Below are 11,860 nucleotides of genomic sequence, written 5' to 3'. Positions count from 1 at the left end.
AGCGTCCACTGGAAGCGCTGGATGGTTGGATACGTCGCCGACTGCGCTGCGTGATCTGGCGGCAGTGGAAGCGCCCGCGGACCCGGCGTCGTAAGCTCTTGGCGCTGGGGCTGGACGACTATCGGGCGTGGAAGTCAGCGGGAAATGGGCGAGGCGCCTGGTGGAACGCCGGGGCCTCGCACATGAATCAGGCCCTGCCAAGGAAGTGGTTTGATGGACTGGGCCTGATCTCGGTACTCGATACGGTAAGAGGGCTTAGCCGTTCTTCATGAACCGCCGTATACCGAACGGTACGTACGGTGGTGTGGGAGGGCGCCGGGGGTGACCCCGGCCCCTACCCGATCATTCCGTTACAGGGTTTTGTTTACTCAGGTTAAGGTCGCCGAGACGACTGCCGATAGAACAGGTAGTACAACGCAGACAGGGCTGTCGCAGGGAAAGGATGTCATCCCCGGGCGGTAGTGTGCTTTGACTTCTAACAAGATCAAGGGGGTGCTGCCCATCGTCCTACGTGCACGGTAGCCCCCTTCAACCACTCAGCTATGAGTCATGTAGAGTTCTGCTCGACAATGAGTGGCACCCAGATAACTAAAGCTTGCAAGGTTGACTATGGCGAATGCACGGGTACCGTATCATCCCGAGGAACATAGCATCTTATACGGTGAGACAGGAGGGGCATGCCCTCTTTGTACTCAACCCATCATCTTCAAGAAAGCTGGATCTAAGAATCCTTCTAAAGGATATGAAGTCGCCCATATTTATCCTCTTAACCCCACGCCAGTTCAAGCTCAGGCTTTGATTGGCTATCCTATTCCAGACGACAGAAATGGCTTAGATAACGTAATATGCCTTTGTCCTACCTGCCACAGGAGGTTTGATAAAGACTTCAAAATTGAAGAGTACATCCGGATACGTGCCATCAAGGATAGGTTCATTAGAGATGCAAATGCGAGAAAAGCAATAGCAGAGCATACTCTCAGGGATGAGGTCAAGGAAATATTAGAGCTCATCACAAGTATGCATATTGACGGTGCGGGAACGTTCGGCCTTGAGTTTGACGCAAAAACCCTCAGTGATAAGTTAAAAACTGGGGCAAGTACTTTCCTAAAGCGAAACATCCGCAATGATGTTGTTGACTACTTTGTGTCCATACGCGATGAAATGCGTCTATTGGAGAAGCGTGACCAAGCATCTGTAAAAATGCTGCAGAATCAAGTCAATACATACTTTTGGGAAATGCACAGACAGAACCCAGATAATAAAGATCTAGTATATCAATATATTGCTCAATGGATAAGTGCAAAAACAGGAAAGTCTATCGATGCTTCAAGAATCTTGACGTCTTTCTTCGTACAGAATTGCGAGGTGTTTGATGCTAGTCCCTAGCAAGTTCACAACACTTGAAGAGTCAACAGTTTTTAAGATGCTGGTCATTCTCACCGGAAAACAGGCTGGCGAAACTGTGGCTGAAGCCCTATCCCGAACAAAGTCCGACTTCCAAGATGCGTCAGAGTTTCTTTCAGCTTTGGATGTATTATTTTTCCTCGGATATCTAGATGTACAAGAAAGTTCCGGGGTAATTGAATATGCTTAAACAAATCAAGTGTGACTTGTTCAACCAGCAACAAATCGACTTTGTGGCCGGTCTCAATGTAGTGCTTGGTGATGACGAGGCTAAAAACTCCATTGGAAAATCTTCGGCGCTTCTAGTTGTCGATTTTGCCATGGGTGGAAGCAGTTTATTACTTGATAAAGCCGGCGTAATAAAAACCTTAGGTCATCACACATACGAAATTAAATTCGAATTCTCTGGAAAACCTCTGTTCGTCAAGAGATCGACGGAGTACCCCGATACCGTTGAAATTTGTAATGCCAACCACGTCAAGGTCGACGAGATAACGCTAGATGCATACAAGGAAAATCTTAAGTCTAATTATGAATTAGATATACTTGAAAGTAATTTTCGCTCCTTGGTGAGCCCATTCTCTAGAATTTGGAATAAGGGTGAAGACGATCCTGATTTCCCATTAGCTGGCGCATCGAAAGAAAAGCTTAGCAGCGCGATAGCCAGGCTTGTCGACCTTTTTGAACGTGCCCAAGATGTTTCTGTCGAGCGCGAAGTGCTTCAGTCCTTAAAGGACAAGAAAAGTCTGATAAAAAAATCAATGACTGCGGAGATCATCCCAAAGATTACGAAGACGAAATACAAATCGAACCAGAAAGTTATTGCGCAAAACTCACAGGTAATTGCCGATCTTAAAGAGAATTTTGCAGGAGCTCTTACGGCATATGAAGCTTTGTTTGATGAACGTTTACGGGAAATACAAAAAAGCAAGAATGAACTAATTCATAAGAAAAATCTAGCCTCGGCGAGGCGAGAAAAACTTCAGCAAGATATATCAGGTGTGTCGCCTCGACTCACTGAGAATATTGAGCTCGTAGCTGAGTTCTTCCCTTCAGCAAATCTTGAGAGACTGAAGCAGGTCGAAGCATTTCATGAGAAGATCGGAAAACTGGTGACGAAAGAGCTCAAAGCCGAACTAAAAAACCTAGTCGCGATTGAGTCTGATCTTAATGACAGCATAAACTCTTATGACCAACAGATAAAGCTAGCCCTAACAGCTAAGGGGACACCATCAGATCTGTTCTCTAAGGTCTTTGAGATCAAGGAGGTGACTGACAAGGCCATGGAGGAGAATCGTTTTTATGAACAAAAGGTTTCCATCGTAGAAAGCGAGGTGGCTTCCAAGAGTCGTCTTGATGCCATTTATGATCAGATATTTTTAGACATCGAAGCATCGGTTAACCAAAAGCTAAAGAGTTTCAACAAAGTAGTATATGGTCCGGATCGAAATCCATCCCAGCTTAGGATAAAAAACGCAAATTCTTACAGTTTTACATCTCCGCTAGATACTGGGACGGGAAAGTCCTATGCAGGTCTTGTAGGTTTCGACCTTGCGATGCTTTCACTCACTCGCCTACCTTTTGTAATCCATGATTCAACTATTTATAAAAATATCGAATTAGCTGCCACTGAAAACATTATCCGAATACTGAAGTCAGTTAAGAAAAAGCAGATATTCCTTGCATTTGATGAAGCGAAAAAATTTAGCCAAAAGACGCAGCTAACTCTCCAGGCCCATAAGGTTGTGCAACTGCACCGTGATCAGCTTCTCTACATAAAGGACTGGAGAGACAAGGGGTGATAAACGTAACATCGAAGGCTACACGGGTTGGTATCGTACCGAGCTAAAATAACGTATCCGGCGATTAAAAAAAGATTAAGCTCCTCTTCACGGTTGCGGCCGGATCCGGTGCTCCTTCTAAGACGACACAGGTGACGTCTACATGCACAGTATCTATACGATGACGATCTAGCTTGAAAATACATTACCCTAGTTTTCTATGGCTCCGCTAGGCAATTTGCGCGAGCGTTGACTACGATGCACTGATTATGGCTTTACTTAAAAAAACTAGTTTTCAGCGACTTGCGCACTCCCTGTGTAAGATCGCACAAGATCGTCAAATTACCCCTGAAACTGTTATCGGTACAGCATTGGCCGGTTGGTGCTCGAAATCCTTTCCTGGACTGCCGCAATCTGATTTGCCAGTGTCTGTTACACTGCAGCATGATCCGGCAGTGGTTGCCTTTGTTGACTTTGTTATGGTTAACGAGCTGCAGGAGGCAACATACTGGTTTTCCTCTTTATATGCACAACTAATTGGAGAAAAAAATCGCAAGAAACTAGCCATGTTCTTCACTCCACCATCACTGACTAAGCGGCTGTTGGATGATTTGGAGAACAGCGGGGTCGACTTCGTCAATCGCAGTTTCTGTGATCCGGCGTGCGGTGGTGCAGCCTTTCTAACACCCATAGCTATGCGAATGCGAGATGCGTTGCACTCCAAGGGTGCAACGCCGGAGCAGGTGCTCCAGCACGTGCAAGCGCATCTATTCGGTATCGACAAGAATGAAACTCTGTGTAAGCTATCTCAACACTTTCTGCTGATGGCACTGCACAACGAGGTCGTGGACGCTGAGATGGTGCCGCAATTCCAAGTGTTGTGGGATGATTCACTTCAGCAGATGCCAAACCTAGCAGGTAAACTAGATGTTGTCGTTTGTAACCCGCCGTTTCGCAAGATGTCGGCAGATGAGGTGAGGGAATACTTTGATGAGTTTTCCGACATCATCGAAGCGCAGCCGAATCTCTATGCGCTTTTCATTGCCCTTTGCGTAAAGTTGCTTGCACCTGGAGGGACTTGCGCACTAGTGACACCTACAAGTTATTTGTCGGGGCGGTATTTTTCCAAGCTACGAACCTACCTTATGACCCAAGCACGAGTGCTGAGCATTGGCATGGTAAGTGATCGTCAAGGTGTCTTCATTGACGTTGAGCAGGAGACAGCGCTGACTCTTGCAAGACGTGAAGACAACAGGCACATGCACTTGACGGTTGCTGAGGTGAGTGTAGTTTCCAGAGATGGTAGCTATAAAGACGTTGGCCAGTGTTCGTTGCCGAACTCGGGCTTAGTTTGGCCTATTCCGCGTACAGAAAGCGATGTTCTGTTGTTGCGTAGAACGTCGAAGTCAAAGATTTTTCTTGAAGATTACGGCTACGCAGTTCGAATTGGAGCCTTTGTATGGAATCGTGACACGCGCCCTACTTACCCATCGGCCAAAAGTGCCGCTAGAGCAAAAGGAGGTACGGCGATTCCTCTGCTGTGGTCCAGCGATATTGCCGCTGACGGAAGTTTACGATTTGACGGTCTGACGTGCGTTAATAAGGAGCCTCGTTTCGTGGACTTTGGCTCTAAATTGCACCGGTCAGTAGTTCGGTGTCCAAGTGTGTTACTACAGCGTGTAACGTCGAATGACCAACCGAGGCGGCTGATTGCAGCAGCTGTTCCAGAAAATATCTTTGATAGCTACGGCGGATTCGTCGGTGAGAACCATACAGTCATCCTTGAGCAAGTTGTACCAGAGCCAGTGCTTCCGCCGGCGCAATTGGCTAAATTGCTGGGGACTCCAACCGTTGATCGTTACTTCCGATGTATATCAGGCGCAACCAATGTCTCAGCTTTTGAGCTAAAGCAGCTGCGTTTGCCAGATCCAGATCGGCTAAAGAAATACCTAGCACAGGGCCACGACATTGCCGAGGCTGCACGGCGAGCTTTATACGATTAGCGACGCTTGTTATTTTGCCATCCCATGAATCGAGGCGAGTCATGACATTTGGTAATAAAAATAAGTTCAAGGAGCTGCGGGAGGCAGAGAAAAAACGACGAGAAGCAGAGCAAAATCGACGAAAGCTAGTGGCTCGGTTTGTCAATCGTAAACCACCGCCGGTGCGGTCTGAGCTAACTCGCGCACCAGAGTCGCCCAAGCAGTCTCCTGAAAAGAAGAAGTTGCCACCACAGCCCGCTGTTATCTCTCGCGTAAAGAATTCGTTGATTGACCTATTTCGCGACGACGAAGTGGAACCCAGTGTCCCGTCCAGTGTGTTAGTGGGATTGGCCGACTTGTATTTACACGCGGCTGAACACCGAACGCGCCACATTGCGCTTGTGTGGCCGGCCACCCTCAAGACGCTAACTCTCGTGCACGCGCTGGCCACGTTGGTGCGGTGGCACGAAGGGGACAAGCAGGGTGTTCGAGGACTACTATTTCCTATCAAAACTAATGTGTTCAATCTGCTGAACCACATTCATTTCGATCGGGCCGAAGTATTACGTATTGCGAACGAGTTGGCTGAGGTGCAGTCTTACTCGAACAACCGGGTCAAGCGTTCTATGCCCGAAAAGGACGCTTTCCTTTACTCACTCAGTGAATGCAGCCTGCCTACACTCGAAGGCGAGTCGTTTCACCCGACCATCGGCGAGTTGCTGCCACATTTCCTAGCTACGCCGGACTTCACTGAATGGAAGTCATGCTCGGATCGGCTGCTCGCTCTTATCCGTGCCAAGCTGGTAAAGCGAACACATGCCAAATCCTTGAAAGAGCTACATTGTGTCAATATCGGTGATCCCTTGACGGCCCCTGATGCTCTTTTCGCACTCGATGGACGGATGTCGGAAGAAGAGCTGCGCCGGGCAGCGCGAGCGCTTGCCAAGACCACGCCACCCGAAGTGGTGTTGGTCCCCGTCACACGGACTGTGCGTTTCGAGGCCCCTAGTTGGCGGGGACGGATTGCGCGCTTTTGCATGATGCTAGAAGAAGTTTTTCATGCAAAGCCACCCGGAGTTGTCATCGTCACCGATGAGCCACATGCCGCGTACAAGCTAAAGAGCGAGCTCTGGAAACGCAACGATAAGCGTGAGCCAGATCGGCGTTGGCGAACCCCACATGAATTCAAGATTTGCGGCTTCCCGAACACTGTGGCGTCAGAAGGGTTGCTGTCAGCAGGAACGCGGGAAGTGCTGCACCCAATGCCCCGGGAATTCAATGTCTACATTGTGGATGCTGATATCACCAAAGTTGCTAATGGGCTGATGCGAATCGCCAACGTAACTCCTGGGGGCCGGGAAGCGGCCAAGCCCCTGGCGGATGCGGCATCCTACTTGTCGCGCATAGCAGTTCTGCCGTGTGGCGTACGGCACCTGTCCGAGTATTTAGCAGGGGCAGATGTGGCAGAACGCACGCGTGTGGCGTTTGACTGGCCTACATACATTGGCGCCATTTACGAGTTTGACCGCTGCGTGGGCGTTGGCGAAAACCGTCCCGCCTTGATGGAGTGCGTCGAAAAGGGCTCTCGACTATTTGAGAACTACTATGAGGCAACACCTTTTGCCCACAAGCTGACCGAACTCGTAGCAAACGTTGTGACGGGTAAAAGGCGAGCGGTTGCCGTGGTGTTTACAAGCGCGTTGTATCGGCGCCTGGCCGAGCGTTTCTTGGCTGAGTACGACCAATATCCTGCAGGCACAACTTTCAATACTTTTAGCGATCGTATCTATCTCATTACAGCTTCCCATCTCGAGGAACACCTGAGTGGGCTTGAAGGTTCGACTCTTGTCTTTGCGGGCCTCAACGAAAACTGCCTGCGGCTGCTTCTCACGGATGACCGTGTGCCGGCTCATTCGGTGGTCTTGCTCACTCAGCGTGCGGGGCAATTCCTGCGTGCATCTCTTAAGCCCATCGTCGAGAACTTCCTAGAGTTTAAATCTTTCAAGCCGCGGATTGAGTCCCTTCTTCGTCAGCTTAAGGACCTTCCCGACGATTCATCGGTCCTGTCTACCGGTGATTACGTTTTGCCTACGTTTCGCGTCGAGTTGTCCTCGGACGCATCCTCATGCAGCAAAGGTATAGACCTCGACTCGTGGGCCATCCGTCTCGACAACGGAGTTACCCAGTATCGTCGCGACAGTTCTGAGGTTTATGTCTACGACCCTGCATCGGAGTACTCGTCTGAGCGAGGCTTCAGGATCTGTCAAGTTAAGTCGTTGGAAGTAGGTGACAAGCTCTTTGTCATGTCGGGTGAACTACGCGAGATGGTCGAACAAGCCCTGAGCGATGCTGGCGTGTTCATCCAATCAGACAAGACGTTTGAAGCAGCGTTGCGCAGCTACCACGAGCAGGTCCAAAAGCGTTTGGCCGAATGGTTCCCGGGCAGAACACTTTCCGAGAAGGCGAGGGCGTTGCGCAAGGAGATGCTCACAATTGATCCCAGGCTAGAGGAGAGCCTCCCCACAGAGCAGGCAATACGCCACTGGATCAACTTGGGTGAGTCATCAAACACTCCTTTTGAAAAGCTCCGCCCACAGGCCCCACAAAGCGAGGCAGCATTTAAAGCCTTTGCTGAGGCTCTGGGCTTCTCGTCACTGGAAGTTGCATACCAGTGGCAGCGCGTCATTATGGCAGTGCGTAACTCGCGCCGGCTCGACGGACGCCACGTGTCAGATATCTATTCGTACATGCTTCTGCAGCCGGAGTCGGCCATGGCCAACTCAAATATCAAACGGCAGACGCTGACGCAACTCTTTGACAAAGCCCGTGAGGATGTGGCTACCGTCGAGTTGGTTGGCCCTGTTAAGGAGTCGAAGACATGAGTCAACCTGTCCTTAGCGCTGATCCAGCAGCCATTCCAGCGACACTAAAGGAGGCCGTGGTCGACAGCGTTCTGAATCTGACTTACGCACAACTGAGCGGCCAGGGTCCGACGGGGCAGTACTTGTTCGGAGCCCGCCCACGGACACTACTAAACTCCGGTTTTCTACTACCGCAGCGTAGTCCGTCTGGCGACGACGAGGTGACCTCGCCCATTTGGGTATCGTCGCATGGATTGCAGATGCAGCTCAACGTAGAGTCACCGTCGGTGGTGACGATTCAGCCTCGTGTTTCGCTTTACGTGCGCGTCCTCCCCCGAGAAGAAGACCTCAAGCGTCCCAACTGCCGGCCTGTCTTCATGCTGCGGCAAGCCGTGCGCGATGAGCTCATGGCTGAGCGTGACAATTGCCTCGACAAAGAGTGGGAGAAGGTCAGGGGCTCATATACTTCCAGGTGGAAGCATCCTGGATGGGCCGAGATTCGTAAGAGGGTCGTCGACGAGGTGTATGCCGCTAAGGGCATCCCACGACATCTGCTGACTTCCGACTTGCCGCAAGAAACTATGGAAATTGATGTAGAAGAGCAAACCGAAAGGGACACGGCAGGCGAGACGACGCAAGAGGCGGTTCCCGTTTCCGCGGCTGGATCGCTCCCGATTAAGGACGAGCACTTCGAACCGCTGACAATTCCCCATAAATGGATGCGGTTGGAGGTCGAGTTGCCAGCTCTCGAACTAGATGCTGCCAAGCCCAGTGATCAACTCCAGCACGACATTGACGACCACGCTGTGCGCATGAACGAGGCAATCGCCAGACGACTTGACGAGTGGGTGCACAGCGATAACCCCGAGACGGGTGGTAAGGCTTGGGGATATCGCCGCCAACTCACTATTCCGGCCAGCCTGTACACAAAGTGGACGGACTTTCTCGACAGAGTACGGAATTCTGATACACCAATTGCAATCCCTAACACTCAACTTAATTGGGATGTTCAGATAGATGCCGACTGGCAGGACAGCTCAAAGCGCAATCTTTTCTTTGCACTAGAAAACGTCACCCCGGTGCCCCGCCAGCATGAAGATGAAACGGAAGAAGCCGTTTTCCTTGTCTCGTTGGAAGTGCAGTTGCCTGCGACGCTTCATCATCCACTGAAGCTCGAACGCATTGAGCCTTCATACCGATACAACAAATACCTGACCTATCCGGCAATGGGTCACAACTGCGGTGTCGCTCGCATAGATTCGCCTCTTGAGCTGTGTGTGCTGGAGACGACTTGGACGCCACGTTACACCCAGCCACGCATAGTTCCGTCCAGCACAAGCGGGGTGCAACGGCAAGTGCGGCAGCTCGCACACCCTAAGAGCTTGGAAGGCCTCTTGCCACTAGTGCCTGCCATGCAGGCATGGTTGGATACTCTGCCTGGGCAGGTCAATCCGGCGGAGGGGCTTGACCCATTTGATAATGAAGGCATAGCGCGCGAAACCGAGGGGTTCCACCAGGATCTCAATAAGTGGAAAGCGGAGATAAATTCGGTTTCGGCCGGGCTGGAGTGCCTGCAGGAGTCTAAAGCGGCCTGGCAGCAACGTGGTCCGCAGTCCGACCCGAAGGCTGTAGTCTACGAAACCTGGCTCGCCATGAACGAAGCGATGGCGGACTTCATGAAGGCGCGTTTCGGACACGACAACAATGAGTGGCGCCTATTCCAGATGGCTTTCATCATTGCCAACATCCCAGCGCTGGCCTCACGAATACCTAATTTCAGCCACTACTATGACGAGCGCCGCGACGATGCGGTAACCCTTCTGTACTTCGCTACCGGCGGTGGCAAGTCCGAAGCCTTTTTTGGGCTACTTGTTTTCAATCTGATACTCGACCGCCTGCGCGGTAAGCATCGAGGGGTAACGGCGCTAATTCGCTATCCGCTTCGCCTGCTCACCATTCAGCAGGCCCAGCGTTGCGCACGCGTGCTTGCGCATGCCGAACGTGTGCGCCAACGACATGGGTACGCAGGCAACGTTTTGTCCATCGGTTTTTGGGTAGGCAGCGGCGGCTCACCAAACCGTCACACCACTAAAGGAATCAAGAGCATTCCACAGGTCTCCACAGCTCCGCCCTGGCTGGCAGATGAGAAGGCGCTGCGGGAGGATGACGCTAAGTACTCGGCTGCGATACGCGCCTGGCGAAAGTTGCCCACTTGCCCGTTTTGTGGTGGCGACACAGCACTGCGGCTGTTCATCGAGCACGGCGACCAAATACTTGGGCACGTCTGTACCAACATCCAGTGTGATTCCAACCGTGGGCAATGGAAGCCGCTGCCCTTCTACATCGTCGACGATGATATATATGACTTGGCGCCATCCGTACTGCTCGGCACAGTCGACAAGCTGGCGCTTATTGGGCACTCCAGTCGGACCATCCGACGCATTTACGGTATGTTCGGGGCTGCTCCATGGGTAAAGCCTGCCAACGGACGGCTCTACATCCCTGACAAACATGAAATTGCCGCGGGGCCAGGAGGTAAGGGCATGGTGGGGGTGTACCCAGCTTACAAGTCGGGGCAGCGTATCTTTCACGATCCCTTTCCCAGCCTCATTATACAGGACGAGGCGCACTTGCTTGACGAGTCATTGGGAACCTTCGCTGGCCTGTTCGAATCGACGCTGGACGCTGTCTTCGCACACTTGGCCAAGCCCCTGAATGAACTCATCGCAGTTGATCCACATGGACGGCGCCGGCGACCCAAAATCATCGCTGCGTCTGCGACGGTCTCCGACCCCGAGCGACAGCTAGAGCACCTGTACCAGCGCTCGGTTCCAGCGACGCAGTTTCCCGAGCCGGGGCCTTCATTGTACGAGTCTTTCTACGCCAAGCCTGCCGAGGCTGCATCTGAAGAAGTTGCTCGCCGAGCCAATGCCAACATTGAGGTGGCCAGCCAGCAAGCTCGTGTGTACACGGCGTTCATGACCAACGGCAAGCCCCATACCTCCACCAGCGTGGCGGTCCTATCTGGGTTCCATTTCATCATCACGAGGTTGTTTGACGGACTCGTAAGCGATGACGCCAAACAGTTCGACGCGGTACGGCAGCAATTGGCCGACCATGTCTCAGCAGGGCCGTTGAAAGCGCTGCATAGGCAGGCACTGCTTGCTGCAAATGCCTCTGAATTGGTGACACTCGTTGACTTGCACCGCATCGCGCTAACTTACGTCACCAACAAGAAGGGTGGAGACCAAATCATGTCCGCTGAGGCAGAGGAAACGCGCAAGCGTCACCTTAACGAAGGCATTGATCTTGAGGGGTTAGACACGCGCCTTATCACTGGTTCTGTCGATCAAGGCGAGATTCAGGCCGTGGTGGAAACTGCCCAACAACGCATGGCACCTGGTACGATTCTACCGCCGATCCGAGAGCAATTACGCTCCGTCATCGCTACCTCGGCCATCTCTCACGGCGTGGATGTCGACGAGTTGTCAAGCGACATCAGAAAGTGACCCCCTGGCGACAGTGAAATCTGACCCCCTTACCCTCTGACGACCTGCTCGTGATGATGAATGGAATCGGGCTTGATCAGCCCGGCCTTGCGCTTGGCTCGCAGTCGGTAACTGTCACCGCGGATGGTGATGACGTGACTGTGATGCAGCAGTCGGTCGAGGATGGCGGTGGCCACCACGGCATCACCGAACACCTCGCCCCACTCGCTGACCGCCCGGTTGCTGGTGACCAACAGGCTGCCGCGTTCGTAGCGCCGGGTGACCAGTTGGAAGAACAGGTTGGCCGCACCCGGCTCCAGCGGTAGGTAGCCCAGCTCGTCGAT

General features: G+C 52.0%; 8 protein-coding genes. 7 read left to right on the top strand and 1 reads right to left on the bottom strand.

The window, feature by feature from the left end; all coding sequences use genetic code 11:
* From C4S71_RS21955 to C4S71_RS21925, 7 genes are all read left to right on the top strand, one after another.
* A partial coding sequence (locus tag C4S71_RS21955; protein WP_304481824.1) for a group II intron maturase-specific domain-containing protein occupies window positions 1-272 on the top strand: 272 nt, incomplete at its 5' end.
* 337 nt (window positions 273-609) lie between these two features.
* On the top strand, window positions 610-1,386 hold the full coding sequence (locus tag C4S71_RS21950; RefSeq protein WP_103970561.1) for an ABC-three component system protein: 777 nt from the start codon (window positions 610-612) through the stop codon (window positions 1,384-1,386).
* Window positions 1,373-1,594 carry an ABC-three component system middle component 7 gene (locus C4S71_RS23055; protein ID WP_103970560.1) on the top strand — a complete coding sequence of 74 codons (222 nt, stop codon included), beginning with the start codon at window positions 1,373-1,375 and terminating at the stop codon, window positions 1,592-1,594. The genes C4S71_RS21950 and C4S71_RS23055 overlap by 14 nt, the downstream gene beginning before the upstream one ends.
* Window positions 1,587-3,206 carry a DUF2326 domain-containing protein gene (locus tag C4S71_RS21940; RefSeq protein ID WP_103970559.1) on the top strand — a complete coding sequence of 540 codons (1,620 nt, stop codon included), beginning with the start codon at window positions 1,587-1,589 and terminating at the stop codon, window positions 3,204-3,206. The genes C4S71_RS23055 and C4S71_RS21940 overlap by 8 nt, the downstream gene beginning before the upstream one ends.
* 248 nt (window positions 3,207-3,454) lie before the next feature.
* Complete coding sequence (locus C4S71_RS21935; protein ID WP_103970558.1) at window positions 3,455-5,188, top strand: HsdM family class I SAM-dependent methyltransferase; 1,734 nt, start codon at window positions 3,455-3,457, stop codon at window positions 5,186-5,188.
* 41 nt (window positions 5,189-5,229) lie between these two features.
* Complete coding sequence (locus C4S71_RS21930; protein WP_146064644.1) at window positions 5,230-8,049, top strand: hypothetical protein; 2,820 nt, start codon at window positions 5,230-5,232, stop codon at window positions 8,047-8,049.
* Between the two features lie 239 nt (window positions 8,050-8,288).
* On the top strand, window positions 8,289-11,537 hold the full coding sequence (locus C4S71_RS21925) for a DEAD/DEAH box helicase family protein (protein WP_200825351.1): 3,249 nt from the start codon (window positions 8,289-8,291) through the stop codon (window positions 11,535-11,537).
* A 29-nt stretch (window positions 11,538-11,566) separates the two neighbouring features.
* Here C4S71_RS21925 and C4S71_RS21920 read toward each other — a convergent pair.
* Window positions 11,567-11,860 (bottom strand): ATP-binding protein (locus C4S71_RS21920; protein ID WP_160113427.1); only part of this gene is annotated, 294 nt, incomplete at its 5' end.

The organism is Billgrantia desiderata, from assembly GCF_900108215.1.
GTDB lineage: Bacteria > Pseudomonadota > Gammaproteobacteria > Pseudomonadales > Halomonadaceae > Halomonas > Halomonas desiderata.
This window is presented reverse-complemented; position numbering and strand designations above follow the sequence as displayed.

Excerpts from the sequence above, each read along its gene's own strand:
- C4S71_RS23055 (WP_103970560.1), top strand. The coding sequence starts at position 1,373 with ATGCTAGTCCCTAGCAAGTTCACAACACTTGAAGAGTCAACAGTTTTT.
- C4S71_RS21940 (WP_103970559.1), top strand. The coding sequence starts at position 1,587 with ATGCTTAAACAAATCAAGTGTGACTTGTTCAACCAGCAACAAATCGAC.
- C4S71_RS21930 (WP_146064644.1), top strand. The coding sequence starts at position 5,230 with ATGACATTTGGTAATAAAAATAAGTTCAAGGAGCTGCGGGAGGCAGAG.
- C4S71_RS21950 (WP_103970561.1), top strand. The coding sequence starts at position 610 with ATGGCGAATGCACGGGTACCGTATCATCCCGAGGAACATAGCATCTTA.
- C4S71_RS21925 (WP_200825351.1), top strand. The coding sequence starts at position 8,289 with ATGCAGCTCAACGTAGAGTCACCGTCGGTGGTGACGATTCAGCCTCGT.
- C4S71_RS21935 (WP_103970558.1), top strand. The coding sequence starts at position 3,455 with ATGGCTTTACTTAAAAAAACTAGTTTTCAGCGACTTGCGCACTCCCTG.